The organism is uncultured Microscilla sp. (assembly GCF_947493425.1).
GTDB lineage: Bacteria > Bacteroidota > Bacteroidia > Cytophagales > Microscillaceae > Microscilla.
The window spans coordinates 1-26,193 of record NZ_CANLRP010000120.1 but is presented as its reverse complement, the minus strand read 5'-3'; the positions used below and the strand labels follow the sequence as shown (position 1 = coordinate 26,193).

Annotated in this window: 20 protein-coding genes; 6 read left to right on the top strand and 14 right to left on the bottom strand. The window is 39.5% G+C overall.

Translation table 11 applies throughout. The annotated features are described in order from the left end of the window. Positions 1–385: 385 nt before the first annotated feature. Complete coding sequence (locus Q0954_RS23940) at positions 386–739, bottom strand: hypothetical protein (protein WP_299461226.1); 354 nt, start codon at positions 737–739, stop codon at positions 386–388. 243 nt (positions 740–982) lie between these two features. Here Q0954_RS23940 and pyrR point away from each other — a divergent pair, with 243 nt between their 5' ends. Beyond that, on the top strand, positions 983–1,528 hold the full coding sequence (pyrR, locus tag Q0954_RS23935) for a bifunctional pyr operon transcriptional regulator/uracil phosphoribosyltransferase PyrR (protein WP_299461228.1): 546 nt from the start codon (positions 983–985) through the stop codon (positions 1,526–1,528). Positions 1,529–1,750: 222 nt separating this feature from the next. On the opposite strand, the gene Q0954_RS23930 is transcribed toward pyrR, so the two are convergent. From Q0954_RS23930 to Q0954_RS23890, 9 genes are all read right to left on the bottom strand, one after another. Beyond that, a complete protein-coding gene (locus Q0954_RS23930) occupies positions 1,751–2,176 on the bottom strand; it encodes a hypothetical protein (protein ID WP_299461224.1) in 426 nt (141 codons plus the stop codon). Between the two features lie 132 nt (positions 2,177–2,308). Beyond that, a complete protein-coding gene (locus Q0954_RS23925; protein WP_299461222.1) occupies positions 2,309–2,731 on the bottom strand; it encodes a J domain-containing protein in 423 nt (140 codons plus the stop codon). Positions 2,732–3,074: 343 nt separating this feature from the next. Then, positions 3,075–3,692 carry a hypothetical protein gene (locus tag Q0954_RS23920; RefSeq protein ID WP_299461220.1) on the bottom strand — a complete coding sequence of 206 codons (618 nt, stop codon included), beginning with the start codon at positions 3,690–3,692 and terminating at the stop codon, positions 3,075–3,077. Positions 3,693–3,778: 86 nt separating this feature from the next. Beyond that, positions 3,779–4,456: a hypothetical protein gene (locus Q0954_RS23915; protein ID WP_299461218.1), complete on the bottom strand. Its 678-nt coding sequence runs from the start codon at positions 4,454–4,456 to the stop codon at positions 3,779–3,781. 419 nt (positions 4,457–4,875) lie between these two features. Beyond that, positions 4,876–7,116 carry a tetratricopeptide repeat protein gene (locus Q0954_RS23910; protein ID WP_299461216.1) on the bottom strand — a complete coding sequence of 747 codons (2,241 nt, stop codon included), beginning with the start codon at positions 7,114–7,116 and terminating at the stop codon, positions 4,876–4,878. 236 nt (positions 7,117–7,352) lie between these two features. After that, on the bottom strand, positions 7,353–7,769 hold the full coding sequence (locus Q0954_RS23905) for a DUF3592 domain-containing protein (protein WP_299461214.1): 417 nt from the start codon (positions 7,767–7,769) through the stop codon (positions 7,353–7,355). 2 nt (positions 7,770–7,771) lie between these two features. After that, entirely contained in the window at positions 7,772–8,638 is an 867-nt protein-coding gene (locus Q0954_RS23900) for a histidinol-phosphatase (RefSeq protein WP_299461212.1), read from the bottom strand. A gap of 6 nt (positions 8,639–8,644) precedes the next feature. After that, positions 8,645–9,268 carry a DNA-3-methyladenine glycosylase gene (locus Q0954_RS23895; RefSeq protein ID WP_299461210.1) on the bottom strand — a complete coding sequence of 208 codons (624 nt, stop codon included), beginning with the start codon at positions 9,266–9,268 and terminating at the stop codon, positions 8,645–8,647. Positions 9,269–9,543: 275 nt separating this feature from the next. Then, positions 9,544–10,137: a hypothetical protein gene (locus Q0954_RS23890; RefSeq protein WP_299461208.1), complete on the bottom strand. Its 594-nt coding sequence runs from the start codon at positions 10,135–10,137 to the stop codon at positions 9,544–9,546. Between the two features lie 293 nt (positions 10,138–10,430). On the opposite strand from Q0954_RS23890, the gene Q0954_RS23885 reads away from it, so the two are divergent. The 5 genes from Q0954_RS23885 to Q0954_RS23865 all read left to right on the top strand — a co-directional run bounded on the left by Q0954_RS23885 (position 10,431) and on the right by Q0954_RS23865 (position 16,739). Next, a complete protein-coding gene (locus Q0954_RS23885; protein ID WP_299461206.1) occupies positions 10,431–11,558 on the top strand; it encodes a helix-turn-helix domain-containing protein in 1,128 nt (375 codons plus the stop codon). A gap of 60 nt (positions 11,559–11,618) precedes the next feature. Next, positions 11,619–12,062 (top strand): GNAT family N-acetyltransferase, encoded by a 444-nt coding sequence (locus Q0954_RS23880; protein ID WP_299461205.1) that lies wholly within the window; start codon positions 11,619–11,621, stop codon positions 12,060–12,062. Between the two features lie 133 nt (positions 12,063–12,195). Further along, complete coding sequence (locus tag Q0954_RS23875; protein ID WP_299461203.1) at positions 12,196–12,411, top strand: hypothetical protein; 216 nt, start codon at positions 12,196–12,198, stop codon at positions 12,409–12,411. Positions 12,412–13,224: 813 nt separating this feature from the next. Beyond that, positions 13,225–15,174: a DUF294 nucleotidyltransferase-like domain-containing protein gene (locus Q0954_RS23870; protein WP_299461201.1), complete on the top strand. Its 1,950-nt coding sequence runs from the start codon at positions 13,225–13,227 to the stop codon at positions 15,172–15,174. 200 nt (positions 15,175–15,374) lie between these two features. Next, positions 15,375–16,739 carry a cytochrome P450 gene (locus Q0954_RS23865; RefSeq protein WP_299461199.1) on the top strand — a complete coding sequence of 455 codons (1,365 nt, stop codon included), beginning with the start codon at positions 15,375–15,377 and terminating at the stop codon, positions 16,737–16,739. 31 nt (positions 16,740–16,770) lie between these two features. On the opposite strand, the gene Q0954_RS23860 is transcribed toward Q0954_RS23865, so the two are convergent. The 4 genes from Q0954_RS23860 to Q0954_RS23845 form a co-directional block, all read right to left on the bottom strand. Then, on the bottom strand, positions 16,771–22,122 hold the full coding sequence (locus Q0954_RS23860; protein ID WP_299461197.1) for an AAA family ATPase: 5,352 nt from the start codon (positions 22,120–22,122) through the stop codon (positions 16,771–16,773). A 237-nt stretch (positions 22,123–22,359) separates the two neighbouring features. Then, positions 22,360–23,043 (bottom strand): hypothetical protein, encoded by a 684-nt coding sequence (locus Q0954_RS23855; protein ID WP_299461195.1) that lies wholly within the window; start codon positions 23,041–23,043, stop codon positions 22,360–22,362. 20 nt (positions 23,044–23,063) lie between these two features. After that, a complete protein-coding gene (locus tag Q0954_RS23850; protein ID WP_299461193.1) occupies positions 23,064–24,767 on the bottom strand; it encodes an FAD-dependent oxidoreductase in 1,704 nt (567 codons plus the stop codon). Positions 24,768–25,151: 384 nt separating this feature from the next. Next, positions 25,152–25,880 carry a head GIN domain-containing protein gene (locus tag Q0954_RS23845; RefSeq protein ID WP_299461191.1) on the bottom strand — a complete coding sequence of 243 codons (729 nt, stop codon included), beginning with the start codon at positions 25,878–25,880 and terminating at the stop codon, positions 25,152–25,154. Positions 25,881–26,193 lie beyond the last annotated feature (313 nt).

Here is a 26,193-nt window from a genome sequence, read left to right as displayed (position 1 = left end):
GCAAGCTCGGAGCTGCGAGCCGAACTTGATTCGGAGGTTTTTTGATTACTTTTTTACCTGTAGAAAATCCATGATCCTCCGAGAGCAAGCTCGGAGTTGTGAACCGAACTTGATTCGGGGAAGTAATGGCTCACAGATACTCGAGTCACTGCTTTTTATAAGCGTATTTTGCTGAGTGGTATTTTTTCACATGAAACAAATTTTTGACCTGCGAAAGGTCAGGTAATAAACAAAAACGGAAAAAATAAAGTGCTTCATTGAGGAGCGTCTTTTCACTAAGTAACACGTTCCTAAGCAGTTTTAACACTTGTTTTAAATACCCACCATACCTGGCAGATTTCAAAAAAACTGCCAGGTATATTATTTTGTAAGCTGTCCAACCGTATTAAAATACTTGAGCTTTTAAAGTGAAAAACAGGTTAAGCAATACCAGGCATACTATCCATACAACAATTAAGTATACTTTAGAACCTTCTATAAATGCCCGTTTGAATACTTGATCTTTATGGGGAGGGTGATGTTTGAGGGTAAAGAATACACCCGTAGATATGAGCACAATGTTGAATAAAAACATGAGAAATCCTAAATAAGAAAATACATAGTTGACGGCATGGTATGGGTCTGGCAATAAAAAATATTGTTTAGATACCATAAAAGACAAAAAATAAGACGCTGGTAGTAGAGTTACTAAAATATCTAACAATAAAAACAGGCTAAATTGCTGATTTAGTTTAAACATTTTTGAAGTGATTTGGTGTCGATATATTAGAAAAGTTATTTCCTTTCTAAACAAATTTAAACTTGAAAAAGTTGTAACAAAAATTTTTACCGCTTTTTGAATAATTCCCTGAAAAGAATTATAATTGTGATGAGCGATTGGGCTAAATAGTGTACCCAATCGCTCTTATATTTTGTATAGCATTTATTATAAGTTTCAGAGAATGCCTAAAAAGTATTTTTGAAACCTCCTCTCACTTACGGAATGGAAAAAAGACTTATTTTTGATAATCAACTAATAAATATTACCATTAGTCGCTTGTGTCACGAACTGATTGAAAATCATCAAAGTTTTGATAACTCTGCCATCTTAGGTTTACAACCCAGGGGTATATTTCTGGCAGAACGTTTGCGCCAGCGATTACAAGATATTACCCGTCAAAAAATAGCTTTAGGCTATTTAGATGTGACATTTTACCGGGATGATTTTCGTCGTTCAGACATCAAAGCAAATGCTACCAAGATAGACTTTGTAGTAGAAGGTCGAGAGGTGATTTTAGTAGATGACGTATTGTACACCGGGCGCACAGTACGTGCCGCAATGGATGCTATGACTGCTTTTGGTCGCCCTGAAAAGGTAGAATTGCTTACTTTGATTGACCGTAAGTATACCCGCCATTTGCCCATAGAGGCAAACTATGTGGGGCGACAGGTAAACACTTTACAGTCGCAAAGAATAAAAGTAGAGTGGAAAGAGCAGGGGGCAGCTCAAGATAGTATTTGGTTGGTAGAGCAAGAAGACGAAGCTTAGGAATGGTGAGAAATTAAATTACCATTCTTGAGGTAGAGGTTTTGTTTTGAGACGAGGCTATTTTTTGCGCCCATAGCAGCGCTACGGGCAATAAAAATAACGAAGTATCAAGGCGAAAAATCACCCCTCAGAGTGTAAATTTATTTTTGAACAATTCCTTAGCGATAACGCTCACTCTGAAACGCTATAAAAAAAATAGGGAAGCATTGAGCTTCCCTTTGTTTACTTCTCCTTGATGGCAAATTTATTAAACCATTCCAACGCGTCTGACTGGCTGGAACAAAATTGTATTTCAAATAAAAATTTCTGACTTTTTACCAGATTCACCAGTGTGCTGATGGCCACCTTCTGAAAGGCATTGCGTGGGCGTATAATTGCCACCAATAAGTTTTCTCCCAGGGTACATTGCACCTTGTAAAGAAACGTAGTTAAAAACCATATCCGTGATTTGGGAGTATCGTACTCCAAATCATAACTATTCAAAATAATTTGTCGGATGTTGGTCTGCTGTAATTTTTCGACTAAAAGCAGCATTACTTCCTTATAGTCTTCAAAACTAATCTTTCCTGAGAGTTTTAATAATAAATAGTCGTGATCAGACTCAAATATAGCCGTAGTACACGCCTCATTTTCAAATAACTTATTCACTCAACACACTTTTAGGTTTTTCCCCTGTTTGCGAGTCAATTTAGTCAAAAAAGCGAGCTTATATAGTTTTTGCAGCGATAAACTTCAGGGCTGAGTTTAAATAAGTGCTTGTAATGAAACCATTATATACGCTCAACTGCTTGGTGTAGGGTTTGTTTTTTGACCCCAGTTTGCCCAAAATTGATTGAGCCACTCCTGATAAATCCGGTTGCTTTTTTGGTGGTTTCCACGCATCATTCTATCACAGTTCTTACGTAAAACACTATCAGCACTGAAATTTGGGTCAAACCCGTCCTGGTGCTTGTTGGTTGGGGTGTTTTGTGTAGTAGGTTTGCCAAAAACCTGCCAGTACTTAAGGTTGTAAGCATTACGTTTTTTTGGGTGGGTCAGTGTTTTATAAGCCTCATGTATCCCCTGAAATACCTTTGAGGCACTTGGGCTGTGGTTTTTGTCGGGGTGCCAAATTTTGGCAAGTTTTCTATAAGCTTTTTTTATTTCATCAATAGAAGCTTGAGGCATTACCTGTAATAAGGTATAATAGTTCTTGAGTTTCATTTTTTTGAAGGTTAAGTTGATCACTGTTTTTTATCAAAAATGCATTTCTGTAGAAGAAAATAACTACAGCATGGTTGGAGGCAAGTCAAATGATTTTATATTTTATTTTTGTAGGTACATTGCTTTGAGCACGCGCTTTTTAACGCTCTCTTTGTCAGGAATGGGTAAATAGGAGGGGTGTGGGCAAGGTGTGGTAAATGCTTTCATAAATTTGTGGTTTGATCGTGTTACTTATTTTATCATAAGTTGTAATTAACAACATGATGTGTTAGATATAACGAGGTCGGTTTTATTTTGTTTAGGTAAAATATCGTGTTATATGGTAAATGCAAAATAATATTCTTTAAAATAAACTTAAGAGAGGGTTATAGTCTGCTTTTTGGGTGACAATAGTTTTTTCGGAAAGTTGAGAAAAAAACAGGGTGTGATTTTTTTTATCCAAAGCGTAAAGGTATTTGTACTCTTTCGATTGGTAAGAAGTCACCTTGAGGTAGTATTTTCTTCCTTCACGAATGAGTTCAGCAGACGCCATATCATCCCAACGGAGCCCGGTTTTTATGCGTGATACTTTGTTATGAATAAGCAACCCTTGTGGGGTGATTTTGAAGTTGAGAAATTTTTTTTGATGTATGTATTTGCCCAGGTTCACAGCAAAGAAGATAATCACTAAGAAAGCGGGCTGAGCCAACCACCAGTATAAAGCGTAACCCGAAATTTCAGCCAAAATGGCTGCTTGATGTTTTTTTCCGTGTAAGTAAAACCGGGCATAGAAGCTTTTCTTAACCGTATTTGCCTTCAAAAATGAAGGTGGTTGCTTTTGTGCGGTCACATGCACCGCTGCTTTCTTTTTCTTGGCTTTGTAAATAAGTTTGTTATACTTTGCCCAAAAGTCTTCTGCTTCGTTGTTGTTGTATTTGCCCCAAAGCCGATCTGTTTTATTTTCTAAGGCCGTTTTTTTCATCGTTATATGGTTGAGCGTATTTGCCCTAACGGGTGTGCAGGTGTTTTTGTTGTTGAGAAAGGAACACAAAGGCGACGGTATAGGTCTTATGCCAAAAGGCTAATATTATCGTAAGTAGTGATGTGGTAATCTTTTAATAAGTCCAGTAGTTTTCTTAGCTTACAATAGTTAATGTTTACATTGTATTTATATACGCGTTGTGGGGTTCGGACTTGCAAATACCAGTATCCCTGAGGGTTATCATCTATGGTTACATCTTTGATTTGATGCAAGTCGAAACGCTTATTTACAAACATCCAAGGGTTTCTAATAATCAAGGCATTAGAGGTAATCAGACAGGTTTTGAACGAGCGAGCAAGAAATACCCCTATGGTGATGCTTAAGGGAAGTAACAGCAGGTAAAGAAAGCTTTCCAGCAAGAGGTTTTTACTTAAAACAGCCGAAAATATAAACAAGAACCCAAAGCTAAAAAGGGTGCCGTTGCCTATGGCATACAAGCGCCCAAACTCGGAAAAACTATAAAGGGGAGGAGCATTTTGGGCAGAAGTGTAAGTGGCAAACACTACTTGCCTTACTGTTTGGTTTTGTTGTGCTTGTTTTACCAGCTTGGTGTAATCTTTCCAAAAACGTTCATTCTCAAAAACATCCCGATTAATGGTGCATTCACCTTCAGGTTGTTGTTCCAGGCATTGTTCCCAAAGCATACTACTTTTGGGTTCTATGTCTTGAGCGCGATTTTGCCGATATGTGAATAAAGGAAACATACCTGTTGTTTATCTGTCAATCAAAGGATAAGACTTTGTTTTTGATTGCAGTTCAAAGTTAATTATATGCCTTACAACTATACTGCCACCTACCATTCTTGTTAGGTGTAGTATTAAACTATTTATTTTAAAAGCCACACGTATTATATAATGTCTAGACCAAAACTATTTGTCTCAATGTAGTAATATTATTTGGTAAAAATCAAATATATGAGAATATTTTACTATAAATTAAGTTGATTCTATTACTTCAAGTAAGTATACAATAGAATATTTCATCATCCTTGATCTATATAAGGCTTTACTCTTTCACCTTTGGTTAATCTAGTACCTTAGACACTACATAAGCAAAACATTGTGATGCATCTCAAGGTAAGCATACAGGTAATTTAACTTTTCAAAAGAATAAAGTCTGACCGCTAAAGCAGCTTAAGGTAGGGCTTGATGCCCATCATCAAAATATCGTCTACCTGAGCGTTGCCTCCCTGCCAGTTAATCAGTGCCTGATCAAATATGTTTTGTTGGGTAGCCATGGGCTCTTGCCAGTGTTCGATAATGAGGTGTTTAAGGTTTTTTGCAATAAATTTTTTGCCCTCATCGCCCCCTAATTGGTCAATATAACCATCTGTAAAACTATAAAACATATCTCCAGGCTGTAAAGTTACCTGATAAGATACAAAAGGTTTTTCTCTGATAAAAACCCCCACAGGCTGCCTATCACCTTTAATCTCTAGCAAGGTGACATCCTTGCCATAGGTGTACCTATACTTTTTAGATTCGAGGGCTACCTCCTTATTTATTTCAAAAGCAGCGTTTGCTTTGGTTCTTAATATATATAAAGGGCTGTAGGCTCCCGAAAAATGCAATACATTGGTTTGGTGCTCAACAATACAAAACGCAATGTCCAGCCCATCTTTATGTTCTACTTCACTATTGACCTGATGCAGTACATACTTTATTTTGTTCCTAAGCTCGTTTAGCACATACGCAGTATCAGAGTTGGTCTCAGGGTTTACTATTTCGTTTAAACACGATATAGCAAGCATGCTCATCAATGCCCCAGGAATACCATGGCCAGTACAGTCGGCAATGGCAAAAAAAGTGCGGTCTTTAAGCCTTTTGATCCAGTAAAAATCACCACTTACTATATCACGAGGCTTGTATAACACAAAACACTCTTCAAAAACACTCAATAATATTTCGTACGAAGGCAATACACTTTGTTGAATCTCTTCGGCATAATGGATACTATCCAACATCATCGTTTTTTGTGTGGTCAAGGCATTACGTTGCTTATTTAAAAGCTCATTTTTTTTGAGTATTTCATCGCGTTGAACACTTATTTCGTGGTTTTTCAGGTTAATCATTTCATTTTTTTGCCGTAATTTTTCGTTGGCTTTTCTTTTGGTATATAGGCTACGAAAGATAATGACGAGTAAAAACAGCATGCCCAAAATTACCACTATATATACATACTGACGTTGCCGTTGGCGTGCCATTTCGTTGGCTTGTTGTTCTTTTTCTTTGGCAAACTTGGCTTGCGATTCTTTGAGGGCTATTGCTCGAATATTTTCTACATTGAGCAAGCTGTCACTCTTTTCTTTAAACATCACATGATACTTATAAGCCTTTTGGTAATCTTCCATTGAGGCATAGATTTTTGCCAATAATCCGGTAGCGTGTTTTTGGGTTTTCTTGTCACCCGATTTATTGGCAAGAGCTAAAGCATCATGGGCAAATTTGAGGGCATTTTTTTGTTTTTTTGTATGCATGGATGCCTGCCCTAAGCTCAATAAGTTTACAGATATGATTTGTCTATTCTGAAGTTCTTGTCCCAGTTTTAGCGACTTATTGAAGTATTCAGAGGCAGTGGCATACTTCCCTTGTTTTTCGTATATACTTCCCATGTTGTGCCACCTATAGGCAATGCCTCGTTTGTCATTGAGTTGTTGACTTATCTTCAATGACTTTTGATAGTATTCGAGTGCTGTTGTGTATTGCTTTAGTTGTTTGTATATCAAGCCTATATTGTTATAACACCGGGCTATTTCACCCTTGTTTTGTAGTTGTTGGTTAATGCTTAAAGACCGTTCGAAGTACTCCAGAGATCGTTTATACTGTTTTTGTTGCTTCAGCACAATCCCTATGTTGTTGAGTGTTTGTGCTACTCCGGTTTGTCCTCCTGCTTTTTCATAACTATTCAATGCAATGTGAAAATAATCATTGGCTTTCTTGTAGTTTCCCATCATACTATACACAATGCCTATGTTGTTGATAACAAGTGCAATACCTTCTTGGTTTTGTGTGGTTTGGTAGATTTGTAGTGCTTTTTGGTACCAGCTTAAGGCAGTAGCTAAATCTCCTTTAGTGGTAAATACCCTTCCTTGATTTACGTATGCTTGCGCTAATCCTTTGTTATAGTTCTTTTTTTTGGCAAGGCTTAAGGCTTTTCTAACGTATATAAGTGCTGCATCAGGTCTTTTGCGGGCATACACTTTACCCAATTCATTCATTACTAGTATTTTGGTAGTATCAGGTAAGTTTTGTTGCAATGTTGCTTTGAGGCTATCGGTATAGGCTATAGACTGGGCATGTACCTGTTGGTACAAACAATGTCCCCAAAAAAAGCAAAATAAAAAAATGATGTAAACCCTGAACATCTTAAAGTCTTTAACTTATCAATTAATTTTAGTTGTGCATCCAGTCTGCTCTAAGGATCAGCACTAGTTGAAGTATAAATAACGGATTCATTCTGCGAGCGGTTTAGTTATGCCTAAGTGCATGTGGTAGATGTTACTTATTATGCATTCTGTTCGAATAATTGTATAGGTCAAATTTCGGGCTAAGCCCAATTTAATGATGTAGAAAATTTCCGTTAAAAGAAGCAGGGAAAGAGTCAATGACGCTTTTTTTTGTTGTAGGTGAGTACTATGGTACCCCCTACACAAAACACTAAGCCAGTGATCATCAGGAGCCAGGGAAGCCTCGTGAGATTAAATGAGTTATAAAGAAAAGCCTTTTTGGGGTGAGCCGGGGAGTATAGCAAAGGCAAAACATCACCTACAGCAATTTGGTTTTGTTTATATATCAGTTTGACTGGTAAAGTGTATGTTTGACCGCGTTTGTCTTGAAAAGCGATTTCAGGCGAGACAGCTTCTTTGCGATCAGGCACAGGGGTAAGTTTTACTACCTTGCCCTGTGCTTTTATATAGTGTTGGTTGATGTATGCATATTTTTGATAAGTGCGAAAACCTACTACACTAAAGACAACGCCCAGTATTATAAAAACAACTCCTTGAATAATTTTATACATGTTTATCCTATATCTATACCTGTGTGGTCAAAGCTGCGGCTTTGCCATTGACCATCCCAAAAAACTTGTAATTGTTTGAAACCGATGTCTTGCAAAAGCTTTGCAGTGCTGCCAAATTCTTTAGTAATATCTGAGGGGTGGTGGGCATCAGAGTTGAGCATAATAGGCAAGCCAAGCTCGTGGGCACGTTCCAACACCCAAGTACTTGGGTAAGTTTCTTTGGCCTGTTTTTTATACAACCCTCTGGTGTTAACTTCCATAATTTGCCCGCATTTGGCAATAGTTTCCAGTGTTTTTTGCACTTCCTGCTGGTACCAGGTTTCACCTTCGTCAAAAAAGAACTCATGTCGGTTATGTATCTTTATCTTGTCTAAATGTCCTACTACATCGGGTACCTGTTGTTGAACCATTGCCCTGGTAAGTGCATAATACCTTTGAATGGCTTCGCGAACATTACCTTTGAAAATAAGCTCTAATCCATGTTTAAATACCTGAGTGGTGTTGTCTATCTCCCAATATTGCCCATTGGCAAAAGTATCAATAAAATGTACAGAACCTATGAGGTAGTCCACCTTAAAAGCTTGAGCCCATTGTTTGGGAGAGACAAAGTTACTGGCGATGTAGTCAAGTTCAAAACTGGTATATACCTGAAGTTGCGTTGCATATTTTACCTTCAGAAGGTGTATTTCCTTAAAATACGCCAGTACATCTTCAAACGACATAGCCCACTGGCTGGCAAATGGTAGGGGGGCGTGGCTCGAAAACCCGTAAGCTTTCACGTTTTGTTCTATAGCTGCTGCTATATAGGCGGTTGGCGAGTGGCTGCCATCACAATAATGACAGTGGCTGTGGTAGTTTGCCCAATACATTGATCGTTATTTTTTAGCGTTTTTATTGTCTATCGGGGTGTTATCTTTCAATTGCCACAAATACAGGCAAGCAAGGGTGCGGTAAGGCTTCCAGGCATCAGCAATGGTTTTCATTTTTGCTTTGAGTGCCTTGCCTTCTTCATCCAGTTGATACAATTTTTTGATGGCTTGTTGAATACCTAAGTCATCTACCGAAAACACATCTGGTCGTTGAAAAGCAAACATCAAGAGCATCTCTACAGTCCAGCGGCCCACTCCTTTGATTGTAATGAGTGTTTTTATAATTTCTTCGTCTGTTTGGTTGTTTAATACTTCAAAATCCAGCCCTCCCTCTATAGCAAAAGCAGCCACGTTTTTGATATAGGTGGCTTTTTGTTTAGACAAACCCGCTGCTTTGAGGGTATCTAGTTCAGCAGCAACCACTAGTTTGGGCGTAGGGTAGTTGTCGGGGAAAAGTTCGCGAAACCTTTGGTAAATTGTGGCAGCTGCTTTTACTGATAGTTGTTGCCCCACAATAGAACGTACCAGGGCTAGGTAAATGTCCTTTTTGGGCAAAGCAAGGCTCAACGTTTGGGAAGCTTGCTCTATTACTTTCTTGAGCAAGGGATCTTTTTTTAAATGTTCATGCATAAGGAGCCAAATCTAAGGAATAATCTTTGGCAAAAAAATAAAATTAGCCTGCCTTGCCCAACTTCCAGCCATAAGAGCTTGTTTAAATTTTCGCATTTAGCGTGATTTTCGATGAATTTTGTTTTCAGATGCGTTAAATTTTGAAGACGACAACATCTGGCAGATGTTGGGCGAGCCCCGTGTGACGGTGGCTATTGCAGATAAATTTAACAATATATGAGGGCAAAATTCGCGTAAAGTGCCTATTAGGTGAATTTTAAACGAGCTCTAAAAAATCATTCTACCTTTTCAATGGTCATTCCGCTGCCTTCTACGTCTACCTTGATGATCAAGTGTGGCAGTTTTTTTCTCAAGTATAAAATATTAGATACTCCTGATCCCTTTACTACTTTGAGGGCTACCTTATAGGTGTCAAAGGTTCCCGCAGGCACAGTCACTTTGGCGGAACCCAGTACCTCTAGTTTCATTAAAGTAAACTTGCCAGAAGTAAGCCCAAATACAAAAAAACGACGACTATAGGATGGTTTAAAATCGGCAAAAGGCAGTAAGCCAAACAGTGTTGGTCTTGCTATCCAGCGATCGTGTAGCGTGGTATCTATAGTTTGTTGTCGTTTTTTGTCTCCTTGAGTAAGGGCATACTTTGCCCAAAGGTGGCGACCCTTGGCTTTTACTTTTGCTTTAAGCGTACTTTTGGCAGACTTAAGCACCATGTTCATTTGCATCATTTCAAGCGAGGCAGCCTGGAGTATTATTTCAGCGTCTTCTCTTACTTTACCATCCAGTATAGACACATCGTTAAATATGATCTGTTTGCCCTGGGGTTTTACAGTCCATTGCCAACTTCCTGTTTTTTTATGGGCTACTTTCATAATAAAAGAATCTTTTCGAGCGTTTATGTACTCACGGTAAATCTTCAAACCGGTGACTTTTTCAAACCCTTGAGAACTTTGTGCCTGTATGACTACTGGGCATAATACCACACAACACAAAATAACATTTCTAATAATTTTCAGCATAATAATTATATCAACATTTTACTATAAATACATAATGATGTATTACTTTTATTGCGTCAAAAGTAGTATACCTGGTAAAATGATGCGCTTCACTTTGTATGATGACACTCATTTTTTAACCATTCCTAAGCCTTTTTAATCCGACTATGATGGAAAAACTAAAATGGTTCTCATATTTTTTGTTGTTGGCAGCCGGACACGGCCTTATACTCATTGCTGTGCTCAATAAAATACCTAACAAAAATAAACCAGCCAATACTTACCTGTCTGTACTTATTGGTTTGGTCATTACTGCTTTGGTAGGGAGGCTGGCATTTGATCCATCATTGTTTGGTTTATTTCCACACCTGGTCATTGTTGCCGACATTATCATATTCCTGTTTGGGCCCATTTTTTATTTCTATATTCGCTCTATACTGGGGCTCCCGCCTATGGCGCTTCAACGTCAATTATTACACTTTATTCCTGCAATGGTTCACCTGGCCACTATGATTCCTCAAATCATCATTGATCAAGATACTTATATACAAATGATGATGGTGGACAAAACTCCCTGGTTATACGCGGTTTGGTTCAGTTGTGAAGGGCTGGCATTGGCAATCAATTTTGGTTATTTATATTTTAGTTATCAACTTTTCAAAAAACAACCCATCTCTCCACCACTTCTGCAGTTGTATCGCCCTTACATAAAAAACCTGCTTCTGCTCATGACAATATGTCTGGTTGGCTGGCTACAGGGATATGTATTATACTTTTTCGGCTTGCATACTACCTGGTCTTTTGTCGGGTCAAATATTGCCTGGATCATCCCTTCTGCCATTACTTATTACCTGGGCTACCTGATGGCAGTTAAACCTTCCCTTTTTCAGGAACCTGTGCTACCCAAAGTCAAATATCAGAATTCTTCATTGGGCGATTCTGAAGTAGAACAAACCAAAGCCAGGTTAGAGGCGTTTATGGTTGCTCAACGCCCTTATTTGCAAAGTGATCTTACGCTGGGAGCTTTGGCAAAAATGCTTGATTTAAAGCCAGCAAGCTTATCAAGAGTAATTAATGAGTGTTACAACAAAAACTTTTTTGACTTTACAAATGCCTATCGGTTGCAGTACTTTATAGAAATGGTTCGCCTGGACGAATATCGTCATAAAACTTTGTTGGGTATTGCACTAGAAGCAGGATTTAACTCTAAGAGCACTTTTAACCGGGCGTTTAAAAAAGAGTATGACATGCCTCCCACGGCTTATTTTAAACAAGCCAACCTGACCATTGATTAAGGATTGAATTTTAGTATAATATTTTGCAGTTTTACCAAAAATATGTTGGTATAAGATTGTATGAAAAATGTTTTAATTATTCGTGAAGGAACTATAGATGAAGTTGTACAACTTTCCAAACAAATTCCTGAGTTTATAAACCCCCACCAGGCTTTAGAATATCAGCAACGTTTAAGCAATGTTCCTCACCTTATTTTGGTCGCCTGTGATGCCAACTTACCAGTAGGTTTTAAGGTAGGTTATCAACGAGCGTCAGACGGAACTTTTTATAGCTGGATGGGGGCTGTGCTGCCCGCATACCGACACAAGGAGGTGGCAACACAACTGGCTCACCAACAAGAAACCTGGGCAAAACAGCAAGGCTATACACACATTAGGTTCAAAACCCGGAACCGTCTGAAAGGTATGCTTATTTTTGCGTTAAAAAATGGGTTTGACATTATTCGGGTAGAACACCAGCCTACCAGAGAAGAGCATAGAATTGTTTTAGAAAAAAGGTTGTAGGATATAAAGTTTAACTTTTTATGAGGTAATTGGACAAAATCAAGAAACTATGTTTGTTTTTCAGCTTAAATGATTATATTTGTTAATAAGGATATTAAAAACTATTCCTAACAATTAACCTTTAAAAATTACTATGAGTATATTGACAAAAATGATCGCTCAGCTTGATCAACTACCAGCAGACGCCCAATTACAAGTAGCAGATTTTGTGGAGTTTTTAGCACAAAAGAACGAAACCAAAGAATGCCTTAAACTTAGTTCTGATGAGAGGAGATCGCTGGAAAAATGCCTGGGAATATCCCCAACAAACAAAAGAAATTCCAAACGCGAAGCCGTACTTGTCGGTTAATACAAATAATTTATACTAAGATGAAAGTGATTTTAGGATTTACAGGATTAGCTGAAGCTGAGCACAGCAAAGCTGCCCCGATGAACCGGGATTTGGAAATAGCTTCGGTTGATTAATGTTGGTATTCAAGCAATTAGTCAAAATCCATCCTCAAAACCATTTTTGTTTGAGTGTAAATCACTACCAAAATAAAGAAACATCAGTTCAAAAACTGGTGTTTCAATCCCTTCTTAGCAAAGTCCATTTTCTTTGTAAATTACTGTTTTGTCTGTTGTTCTGCAAACGTTGTCAAAACTTACAACAGGTAGGCTTTTATTAACATTCGTTTTAAATAAAGCTGGAAATTAGGAGTAATTTTCAATATTTTAAGATGTGGCACTGCATATATCAAGCTTTATTTCTTTTCTTTACAGCCAAGTTGGAGTAAATATTGTGCAAAAGCACTTTGTTATACTTATGGATGGCGTTTGCTTAAGGTTTTTATCTTTGAGAGTGAAGCCTGGCAAGGCACAGAAACAAGCCTTGGCTTGTAACCAAAATAGTTTTTTCAGCTGTTTGGATAACCTTTAAAAAAGCTTATTAAGAATGCTTGAACAACAAGTAACTGAATGGCGCAATCGGTAGACTTTTAATAAAATAGCGTTTTATACCTGCCAGGTTTTCCAAAACCTGGCAGGCGTGGGTAGATTCCTCTTTATTATAGGTTTTAAAATACTTGACGCAAATATTAAATTTCAATTGCCTATACTAAACAGTTATTTTTGTCTATTCTTTAGTGAAAACTGTATTTAAAACACCTAATTATTACCCCTAATGCCTTCAGAAACAATTGTACAAAGTGTACTCGATTTCTTAAAAACCTACCCTCCTTTTGATCAAATAAACCCTGATGAGCTCAACGAATTGGCTACCCAGGTAAATCTCAATTATTTTGAGGTGGGCGATGTATTGTTTAGAGAAGGAGATCCTCCCTTGCCTACAGTGTTTGTAGTAAAACAGGGCAACATAAAACTGAGTCGTAAACAAGGAGAGCAAGAAGTATTGATAGACGAATGTGATGAAGGTTCAGTGTTTGGAATACGCCCTTTGATGGCCAACGACCGTTATTTATCTACAGCAATTGTTGCCGAAAAAACCCTTTTATATGCCATCCCCATTGCTGCTTTTGCAAGAGTAATGGAAAGCAACTCCAAAGTAGCTATGTATTTTGCGGCTGGTTTTGCTTCGGGGGGTATTACCGATAATCTGAAGGACATGACCAAGGTGAAGCGTATGCTTGCTCTCAAAGATGAGTTACCCGAAGCCATTAGTTTAAATGATACAGATACATTAAAAATAAATCCAGCAAAACAAATGGTGAGTTGTAGCCCAACGCATACCGTGTGGGAAGCTGCCAAAATCATGAGTATATTCAATGTAGGGTCTATACTGGTAGTGGATAATGAAAACTACCCAGTGGGCATTATCACCGACTCAGACTTTAGGCGTAAGGTGGTAGCACGACAAGAAACCATTAAAACTAATCCTGTCACCGAAATCATGAGTTCGCCGGTAAAAACCATTAAGCCTAATTTGTCAGTATCTGAAATTATGCTTTTGATGGTCAATAACAAAGTTACTCACTTTTGTGTAACGAAAGACGGTACAGATGCTTCGCCTGCTTTAGGCATCATTTCGCAGCGCGATTTGCTCATTGCACAAGGCAATAACCCGGCAGTACTTGCCAAGCAAATCTCTGTAACCAATAGTGTAGAACGTTTGGTGGCTATCAGAGGCAAAGCCGAAAAACTGATTTGGAGCTATTTGCAAAATGAAGTGGCAGTGCCTTTTATCTCCAATATTATTACCGAGATCAATGATTCGCTCATTCGCAAGGCTACCTCTTTGGCTACGCAAAAATTGCAGGAAAAAGGTTGGGTAGTGCCCAATTTGCAATATGCGTTTTTATCGATGGGTAGCGAGGGGCGTAAAGAACAGTTGTTGCGTACTGATCAAGACCACGCCATTATTTATGAAAACCCACCCAAAGGAGAGGAGCAAAAGGCCAAGGAATATTTTCTTGAGTTGGGCAAAGAGGTCACCCGTATTTTGTTAAAGTGTGGGTTTGATGCCTGCCCTGGCAACATGATGGCAAACAACCCTAAATGGAACCAACCCGTGGCCAAATGGGAAAAATATTTTCATAAATGGATCAGCGAACCCGATCATAACTCGTTGATGCACGTAAGCATTTTCTTTGATTTTCGCCCGGTGGCAGGCGATGAGTCTTTGGCGAAAAATCTAAGAAGCTTCATTTCTAATGAAATCAAAAAGACCAACTTATTTTTACCATACCTTGCCAAAAAAGCATTGACCAACCCTCCGCCATTGAGCTTTTTTCGCAGTTTTATTGTAGAAAAATCCGGACAACATAAAAATGAATTTGACATCAAAGCAAGGGCAATGGTGCCTTTGATTGATGCTGCCAGGGTGTTGGCTTATGAGCATCAATTGCCTGGGTTTAATAGTACCTTTGAGCGTTTTGCCCAAGTAGCCAGTATCAACCAGGGGTTGGCTCCTTTATGCGAAGCGGCTGCTATGGGGTATGAAATACTGATGCGCCACCGGGCAATACAAGGCCTTAAAAACGGCAATTCGGGGCGTTACCTGAACCCTAACAAGTTTAATAAACTAGAGCGGCAAACTATTCGGAATATTTTCAAAACCATAGAAAAAATACAGGAGGTGCTGGATACAAGGTACCGTACTGGATTGTTGAGGTGAGATTACTTTTCAGCAAAAACCGAATACGCCTGCCCTGACAGAAAAGGCAGGTGCAACGTGTTGGTTTTCAAAAGATTTGTAGTGACATTTAATGTATACAAATGAATGACTAAAGTCGAGCTGAGGGATTGCTTTTGATATATTTTCTTACTATTATTGAAGTACATCACTTGTATGCATCACCTAAACTAACCAAGCAAATGTCCAGCATTACCCAATTCAACCAACCTCCCTTTGTCAAAGGCCATTTTTTATTAGGCAGCGCCACCGAATTTAGAAAATCACCCCCCGCATTTTTTAAACGCCTTGAAAGTTTAAACAGCCCCATTGCCCGTTTTCGGTTGGCTCATCTAAACTGTTATTACCCAAACAGTGAAGAGGCTATCTTTCATATTCTCAAAACCAATTATAAGAATTACCTCAAAGGAGGAATATTTTTTGACATTGCCCGTGGCATTTTTGGTAACGGGTTGGTTTTTGCCAACGATGAGCTATGGGTGAGCCAACGCCGTATAATGAATCCTGTTTTTCGCAAGCAAGCTGTAGAGTCTTATTTTGACAATATGATGCATCATACCACGAATATGATAGAGCGTTGGCGAAAAAAAAGCCAAGAGGCGACAAAAGAAAGCATTAATGTACACCAAGACATCAATACACTAACTGTATCAATTGCTACTGATACTCTTTTTGGTGGAAGCTTAAACGAGCAAGCTATTCAAACCTTGTTGGCCAATATGGAGCTGATGTTGAGCGAAAATAAGCGCAGGGTGAGCAATGGTTTCTCTCCTCCTTTCTGGATTCCATTGCCTAGCAATAAGAAACTGAAAAAAGCTATCATAGAGTATGATCAAATAGTAGGAGAGGTGATTAGTAAGCGTGCACAAGCCAAGGATGAGTCTTATTCGATGATTGATCTATTGCTCCATTCTAAGGATAACGAAACAGGCAAATCGCTTAATTTACAGCAGGTAATAGATGAAGTAAAGCTGTTTTTTGTGGCAGGCACAGATACTAGCGCCAATGCAGCGACCTGGTTGCTTTATTTATTGTGTGAAACCCCTACAGTAGAAGCAAAACTCAGAGAAGAGCTAGAGCAACAACTTGGCAACCAAAAGCCTGACATTGCTGCACTGGGTAAGTTGCCCTATATGATGCAGGTGATCTATGAGGCTTTACGTTTGTATCCTCCTGCCTGGCTGTTTAGCCGCTCCAATGTAGAAGAAGAAGAGGTAGAAGGGTGCTTGATCAAGAAAAACGGAAATATTTTTATATCTACTTATATGTTGCATCGCAACCCCAAGTATTGGGACAACCCAGAGGAGTTTAAACCCGAACGCTTTGCCAATGTAGACATTACCAAGCTTAAGTCTTATATACCATTTGGTTTTGGTCCTCGTCGCTGCATAGGCGAGCGCTTTGGTATGATGGAGATTCAATTGATATTAATTATGATTTTACAAAACTTTACCTGGAAAAGAGATGAAAGTGTAGAAGTTTTGCCCGCATTTGAGTCTACCTTGTATCCTCAAAACGGTTTGTGGTTATTTGTATCGCCCAAATGAGGCAAGCACTTACAAATCAAAGTACTATGCATTAGAGTTTAAACCCTACCACCAGTATATCATCAATTTGTGCGTGTTTGTTATTCATCCAATCCTTTAGGTTATGGTCTAGTGCATGGTGTTGTTCTTCCATTGGTCTTTGGTGTACTTCTACCAATAACTTCTTAAAATATTTTTTCATAAACTTTTTGCCCAACTCTCCTCCAAACTGATCGGCGTACCCATCAGAAAACATATAAAAAGAGGTGGGTTCGTCAGTTAAAGTTACCACACTTGCCTCAAAATCCCTGTCCCATTCTTTTTGAAATCCCCCCACGGGCAGTTTGCTGCCTTTGATCTCGTGTAAAACTTTATCTCGCACATACAGTAAAGGGTTTTTAGCTCCCGAAAACTCTACTGTTCGCTGCTTTTGGTCAATGACACATAACGCCATATCCATTCCATCCCGGTTAGAGGTTTCTTCTTGACGCAAAGCGGCATTGATACCGCGGTGTAGCTTGTGCAATATTTGATCGGCTTGGGTGATTTTTCTAAACTCAATGATTTCTTTGAGTATTTCGTTGCCAATCATACTCATAAAAGCACCTGGTACCCCGTGTCCGGTGCAGTCTATAGCGGCTAGTATGCTTTTGGTATGATTAGGAGCAATTTGTACATCGGCAAAAAAGTAAAAGTCACCAGAAACAATATCGCGTGGTTTAAACAATACAAATGAGTCGGGTAAGGAGGCCTTGATGGCGTTTATACGAGGCAGCATGGCTTGCTGAATGCGTCGGGCGTAATTGATGCTTGCGGTGATGTTTTTATTTTTATCTTCTATTTCGTCATAAGCAAGACTTAGCTTTAGAGTCCTTTCTTTTACTTTCTCTTCCAGGCTTTCATAAAATAAGGCGTTTTCTATGGAAATGGCCATTTGAGACGATAAGAGATTTAAAACCTCGAGGTGGTCAGGGGTAAACGCGCCAATTGATAATGGGTTTTCGAGGTAAAGTGCTCCAATAAGCCGCCCCTGATTGAGCAGCGGCAGGCATAAAATAGATTTAGGTTTACATTTTTTTACATACTGCAATTGAGTAAATGCTCCTTCTTTAGACGCATCATTGAGCACCAAACTTTCTTGAGTTCTCACTACGTAGTTTACTATTTTGCTCGATAGCTTGGGATGTTGGGTCAAGCCATCTACTTGCTCGATAGGAATAGACTGGAGTACCTCTACCTGAGTATTGTCTACATTGCTCTCGGCTTCTATTAACAATTGGTCGTTTTTTACTAAGATTAGTACTCCTCGTTGGGCGCCCGCATTTTCAATCACCACTTTCATTACTTTTTCCAATAACTTACCTAACACAATTTCACTCGACAAAGCTTGAGAGGCTTTCATGACACTGTTTAAGTCAAGCGATTTAGACAAATTGCCTGTGGCCGAAATGGTGCCGAGTGAGGCAGAAGTTGTCATCACGGTTGGCACAGCACTAGAAACAAGGTACTCTTTATATGTTTGTTCAATGAGGTTTACCTTGGCAGTCGCCCCCCAATATTTATAGCTTTTGTAAGCTTGATTGATATAAAGCGTGGTCAGATGTTTAAACTGGGCTCCCTTGTGATGGTAAAACTTTCCTGCCAGTTCATTGGCAAGTGCGTGATGATTTATAAAACCATGGCTTTTCGACAAGGCTATAGCCTTATTGTATAACTCTCCCGCTTTGCCGTCATTTCTTAAAACACGCATTCTCTCTGCTTCAATCAACAAGTACTTATGTTCGTAGTTCATTGCGGCATTCCTAGCCCATTTTTTGAGCTTGCCTTGCAGTTTTTTAGATTTTCTCAGGTACTTTTTTGTTTGAGCATTGTTGGCTGTATCGCACAGCGATAAATAATTAAGAGAAGCATAAAAACAGTACATAGCCATTATTGCCTGCGAAAGTCCCCCTTCCATATAAGGTTTTATGTCTTTGATGTATGTCAGACCCTCGTCGTATGCTTCAAACAAATAGGCAAGCGAAAGTTTGAAAGTATAAAATGCGTGGAGCACTGTTTTGTCGCCTGCTTCTATATGAAATTTAATGTCTTTTTCCTGGTAAACTTTGCCTGATAGCTCGTAAGGTTTTTCAGTGTTTTCCTGCAAATTGCCTATTACCTGAAGGTACATATTGTACCATAAAATATATCCTTCAGAATTGATACGTTGTAAAATCCTTTTGGCTTTGTTGGCTTCTGACTCTACAGTAGAAAACTGAGTGCCTAACATGTAGTGATAGGCCAGCTTAACGGTGAGCGCAACTGGAGTAAAGTTTAAATCGCCTACTTCCAGTCCTACTCTGGCGGCTTCGTCAAACTTTTCCATCGCCTCGTGCAGGGAGTTAGTCCAGGGAGTAATGGCAGTATAATGTGCCATGTATACCTTGGGCAAGTGCTCGGCGGTGCTAAACTTTGTTAATAGCTCAAGGGAGAGTTTTCCGGCAGCAGTGGCAGTTTTTATATCACCCAAGGCCCCATTGAGGATGGCTCCATAGGTAGCAAAACCAAAAGGTGATTGTGGGGCATTGCCATATTTTACACTAAGGCGTACATTCAAGAGTGTAATAAGCACATAAAGCTCAGGGTTTGAACGATAAGCAGTAGACGACATACTGGAGAGTATTTTCATGGCTGCCAATCGCTGAGGGTCAGTCATCGCAGATTTTTGTGCTTGAGCAAGTACTTTTTTTCCTGGCAAAGCCCGCTTTGTTTTGACAATTGCCCCCAGTACCTGTGGAACCCCTGGTTTTGCTGGCAGGCTGATGCCCAATTCTTTCAAAGCACTTAGTGCCGTTTCCAAAGCTTTTTCCAGTAGTTTTTGGGTGTCATAAGTATAAATAAGTACTTCATAAATTCTGATCTTGTCAAGTACCTCTTCTGAATGCTGTAATGCGTCTTGAGCAAAAGAGAGGGTTTGCTCAAACTGGCTCGCCAGAAAACTGGCTTCTGCGGCTTCGGCATGCAATTGCTGCATCATTTTATTGTGCGACTGCCAACCATCGGAAGGCAGTAATTCAATGCCTTTTTGGGCGTAGTGGAGAGCTGGGGTAAAAGCGGCTGATGCTTTGGCTTTTTGTGCGGCTTTTAGGTTGAGCGATGCCAGATTAGTTTTTTCCTCTGGTTGATCAATGAGCAATGAGCCATAGTTTAAGTGGTTTACTATATCAAATATATGTTTGCTCCAGGTAGACTCAGGTATGCTTTGCAACAGCAACTCGCCAATATCTTTATGAATGACTTGTTTTTTTTGTTCAGGAATCAATGAGTACACTGCTTGCTGGATACGGTCGTGCGCAAAACGGTAAATAATTTTTAAGTCATTTTGAGCAGGCAGGTCTTCTACCAATTCTGCCATTTTATATTGGTTATCGGCCGGAAAGATCAAGCCTTCCAACATGGCTTGTTGCAGGTGGGTAGCTATTTTGCTTTGCGTACTTTTACATACTATGGCAAGGTCGTGTATATTAAAAAGGTTGCCTATACAGGCCGCAAACTGAAGGGTTTCCTGAGTAGTTTTGGAGAGCTTTTGAATCTTTTGGGTCATTAGCTCTACCACATTATCAGTGATGTTGAGCCCGCGAATGTTGTCAAGATTCCATTGCCAGGTTTTACTCTCAAAGCTATATTTAAGGAACTTTTGTTCGTAAAGTGAGAGTAAGAATTGATTGATAAAAAAGGCATTGCCAGCCGTTTTTTTGTGTATTAACTGAGCAAAATCCTGTACATCCGCTACAGACACATTCAGTGTATCAGTCAATAATGCCACAATGTCTTCTAACAATAATGGCTCAATGGTGATTTCTTGTAGGTATTGTGTTTTAAAGGTTGGGTTTGTCTCTTGTCGGGCAGTTTTAAGCAACTGAGCCAGCGGGTGTATCTCGTCCACCTCATTGTTGCGGTAAGCGCCGATGAGCATAAGGTAGCGAACCTCTTCGTCGAGCGCTACATCCTTTAACAGCATTAAAGAAGCCGCATCAGCCCACTGCAAATCATCTATAAAAATGACCAAAGGGTGGTCTTGGTGGGCTATAGCCTTGATAAAGCGGCGAAAGGTATAATTAAACCTGCTTTGGCTTTCAGACAAGCCCAAGGTTGGTACTTCGGGTTGTACTCCTATGATGAGCTCAAGCGCTGGAATCACCTCGGTAAGTACTTTGCCATTTGTACCTATGGCAGCCAAAATATTTTCTTTCCAGGCATTTAAATATTCAGGATCATTGGTTAGTAGCGAATTTACAAACTCTTTGATGGCTTGAATAATTGCAAAATAAGGCACATCGCGTTGGTACTGGTCATATTTACCTTTGATAAAGTTCCCGCTTTTTTCAGTAATAGGCTTGTGTATTTCGTTGATCAGGGCTGACTTACCAACCCCCGAATAACCCGCTACCAATACCATTTGAGTTTTGCCCTTACTCACCAACTGAAAAGATTGCATAAGTATGTCAAGCTCGTGGCTGCGTCCATACAATTTTTGTGGTATTTGAAACTTACCTGAGTAATCGTCTTGGGCAGGTTTGAAGTAAGGAATCTTTTCTTTAGTGTGGAGCAAGTCTATGCACCGCTGCAAGTCATGCTTTAGCCCATAAGCCGATTGGTAGCGGTCTTCGGCGTTTTTTGCGAGTAATTTTAATACAATATCAGATACTATCTTGGGTAGCTCACCTATCACGTGTTGGGGAGGCTTGGGAGGCTTGGCTATGTGGGCATGGATAAGTTCTAACGAGTCGGTACTTTCAAAAGGAGGTTTGCCAGTGAGCAGCTCATAAAAGGTAGCGCCCAATGAGTACAAATCGGTGCGATAGTCGACGATTCGGTTCATTCTGCCAGTTTGCTCAGGCGATATATAAGGGAGTGTACCCTCCAGGTTTTTGGGGTTGCCCAAATGGGTAGTTTTAAGGTTAATTTTCGAAGCAATGCCAAAGTCAATGATGTGTGCCTGCTTGTTTTTGTCAACGATTACATTGTTAGGGTTAATGTCTTTGTGGATTACGTGTTGTTGGTGCAGCTCGCCTAGAGTATGGGCTAGTTGGACAGCAATAGACAAGAAAGAGGAGAGCGATAGAGGTTTTTTGTTACATAGTTCTCCTAGCTTTTGCCCTTGTATGTATTCTAAAAACAATGCATGATAATCCCCCACTTTTTCTTTTTTGAACACCTTTCGTATACCTGGTATATTCAGGTTTTTTACTATATGGTATTCATTGTTAAACTGTACCAGTTTTTCAGAAGAGGGAAACTCTTCACTGAGTACTTTTACCACTACTTGGTTTTCGTTATTGTCGGTTTTCTGACAATATACTTTAGTAGAAGGACTTTCATATAAAAGTGTTCCTTGTAAGAGTGTTCCTTGGGTTGAAAGCATATAACTTAAAGGCTAATTTAGCTGAACTTATATTTAATTTTAACTATCCGAATTTGCCTGAAGTACTTAACAATTTGATGCCCAAGTAAAGTGCCAAACTGCTTTTTTATAACAACTATTCGCACGGATACAATGTTTGAATACAGTTTGTTGATTATCAATTACTTGGTGTGAGTCCCGGTGTGTAAAACAACGCCTCACACCAAGTAAATTGGTCATTGTATAGTGATCAAAAGGTTAATTACTGGCATGTACATCCGAAGCCTTGGGCCCTGTAAATACAAGATAAATATAAATAAGGTCAAATGCAGCAAAAATAAAGCATAATGCTACCAGTGTTTTATTGGCATACAGGTTTACAAACACTACCGACGTACAAAATCCTGTACCTAAAAATTTACCCACTGCCACCCAACGGTTAAGGCCAAATTCAGGCGTTCTTATTTTTAGATAGCAAAAAAGCACACTCATATATACATTGACGATCCATCCCGATAATGCCCCAACGGGGTCGTCGTATTGAGGAATTTCGAAATAAAAAATAACCAGCCACATAGTCAATATAATGGCCATCGCGGGTACGTGTAATTTTTTGGTGCCAGGTGTAATAGCTTGGCTGGCGCCGTACTTAAACATGGAGTAAACGATGAACATATCCAGAAAAAACCAAATAAAGTAAGCCCATTCAAACAGCCTTCCCATATTGGTATGATAAAATAATCCCCAGTAAATTTCCCAGGCAAAGTTGCAGCAAATAGCTGCATTGGGAATGTCTATTTTTTTGGTTTTTATAATATCTCTAATGACAATGATGTATACTACTGCCCATAACAAACAGCCTATGCCAAAAGTAATGAGTACAAAAGGGGTGTAGTCTTTGAGGTTAATCCAGGGGTCAGACCCAAAAAGCGTTAATAACATTGTTGTAGGATTTAGTTGGTTTAAGAAAATATTTTACGGAAGGGTTTCATAATTGCATTGAGGCACCCTTCCCCTACAAACTCTCCATCCCAAGGCAAACCCTTGTCAAAACGTTCTTTATCTTTGGCACGCCACAACTCCAGTATATCAGGCTCGTGTAATTTCCATAATTCGCACTTGGGTAAATCCAACTTGGCAGCATCAATAATATGGTTGATAGCTCTTCGAGCAGCTTCATTGGCTCCTTCCATGGTGGCCAGGTCGGTGTAAGTGCGTACATAATCTGAAGCCAGAAAAAAGTTTGGAATGGCTGTATATGATTCAGGGCGCAACCTCCAGGTGTCTTTTTTATTTACCAGCAAAGGCTCTATGTTGGTATCTTTTTGGGTGGCTTGGTTTTTTTCTACCGGAAACACAATGTCAGGGTCAAGAAACCAATCGTGTAAATATTCATCTTTGAGTACTTCTGCTCCCAAAGCATCCAAACTTTTTTTGAGTTGATGCCACACCTCCTCTTTTATCTCTTCTCTGGTACATTGCGATGCTGGTTTTTTGTGTAATTCTCCAGGCGTGTACCAGTCTGATATGTCTACCGACAAAATCCCCTTGACTGTACCATCACCGTAGTTAGCCAGGTTAATATGTTCCCAAAACTGAGCTTGAGAGATAGAGGTCAAAGCCCATTCGCTATTGATATATATGGTATGTCCGTGCACAATCTTTACATCTGTGTTTAAGTAAAACTGTATGCCGTTCATCCACGATACAGACTGTGCTAAATCTTTGATGGTGGCCAATCCTGCATCTGCTTTAAGCAAGTCATCATTGAGCAGCCTCGCCATTACTTCTACGGGCACTGCGGCTATGTAATAATCTCCTTGTACCTCAAAGGTTTGCCCTGCTTTCTCTATAGTCGCACTGGTTATTTTTTCTCCACTACAATTGATAGATTTTATAGTAGCTTCAAGTTGGTAATTTACCCCTTTCTCTTGCAAAAAACTAAGCCAGGGATCTACCCATACATCGTTGGTAGGACCATTGAGCAGTCGGTCACTACTTTCGCCTGGTTCGGCAATGTCAAACATCAATTGCAAAAGTACATCGCCACCGGTTCGGGCACTGGCTTGTTTAGCTTTGGCTGCTACCAGGGTTCGGGTAAGCCCAATAGCCAACAGGTTTTGGTAGGCCTCTGACTTTCCGTCGGCTTCTATAAAATCCCACCAAGATATTTTTTCATATTCAGCCAAGCGCCTTTCATAACAACTCGTCATCAACTGCCAAAGTCTGCCCGCAAAAAACTCTATTTCGTGAGGTTCTAAACCCGTATCACTGTCAAAAATTTCTTTGAATAAAGTTTCCAAATCGGCCAAATCCCTTGGAAACCGGGTAAGCAACTTGATCGGCTTTTTATCATAGCGTGCCATTTCTGCCCGGTCGGCTTGCACCAAGTTGTCTAATACCCCATTAGGGTTATTTCCGTAGGGTATATGCTTCATTGTATCGGTGACGTGCTTATAAAAGCGAGGGAAAAATCTAAACCCATGTTCGCCTGGTAAGGGCTTACGCCCATCTTTGGCGCTGTTGGGCACGTGAATACTTCTGGCTTTTCCTCCAGGTATTTTTTTTACCTCATACACTTCTACCTCAAATCCGCGGGTAATCAATTCGTGAGCAGCACTCATACCAGCTACTCCTCCTCCCAGTACAATTACTTTTTTAGGCATAAAAATAGGTTTTAGATTTACGTATTGTTTTTTTTGATTGTTTGGGCTGTTATTGAGTGCCCTATAGATAGGCTGAATACAAATTTGTTTAGGTTGTATCAATGTATTCAGGGCGATTGTAAAGTTTCTCGATAATAAACAATTATTTTGTGTTTTATGAAATTATCAGAACTTATTTTTACGAGCTTGTGCAGGCGTAAAACTACCTGAAAGAAGTAGACCTGTCAAGCTACTTGGGTAAACATTAGAAAGCTTGAGGTAAAGGGGAGAAATAAGCCAAAATACAATGATTATTAGGCGTATATAAGGGAGAGGAGATAGTGGCTATTTTGCTACCAAAAAAGCCCGATACATACCAAATGCATCGGGCAATGAGCCTAAAATTTAACCAGCCTTGGTCACACTTCCAACACCACTAATGTCTCTGTGTATCGCAGGGTTACCCTTATAATTGATATTGCCACTTCCGCTAATGGTGGCGTTTAGTTCTTGGGTTACGTTTACTTCACAATTGCCTGCTCCCTTTAACTTTATAGTAGCCTTATTACTTACCAGGTCAAAAGCCTCATAGTTGCCCACACCCGACAACGTTACTTGCTGGATTTGGGTATTACCCTTCAGTTTTATTTGCCCGGCACCCGATGTTTTGGTGTACACACTATTGCTCTTAATTTCGGCTTTTATTTTGCCTACTCCACTCAATATAACTTCCAGGTTTGGTGAATCCCACAGGTTTTGACCTATGATTTGTCCGGCGCTCTGTAGGGTTACTTTTTTGATCGTGGGTATGGTAATAAACACCTCAATGTCAGTTTTACGGATACATCTATCTCCTGCAATTTTCAAGACTAGTTCGCCCTGGTCTACATAAAAGGCTGCAATGTCGTGAATATTTTTTTGTGCCTTCAGTATCACTTCCTGGGTATCTCCCTGAGTAATGTATACATTGGCAGGCAGGCTGCTCGATATCGTGTGTATTTCTTCATCAAATACTTTTTTTTCTTCTACGATAGCGCCACTGCCCTTGACACACTTAAATTCGTTGTGGTAGCAAGCGTTCAGCATAAGTAAAATAAACAAGGCAATACCATTGGTGCTTAAAATCTTTTTCATGGTCAATTAGTTGAGTATAAAACGTTGTTTGTAAAAGTTTCATTTGTTGTTGATTAGGAGGGTAGACCAGCAGTAGTAATAAAGGGTTGCCTTGACAGAAAAAAAATAATGTGGTAAGTAGCAGCAAGTCCTTAGATACCGATGAATATCGGTGCAATAAGCTACAAGCAAAGATAACTATCTCATAATATGATAGTTATACTTGCATATTAGGTATATTTAATTTTGTCTTGGTAAATACTTACGTTTCGCCCAAATGGGAATCAGAAAATGAAACTTGTTCAAGTCCTAAATAGGCACTTGGGCTTATTTT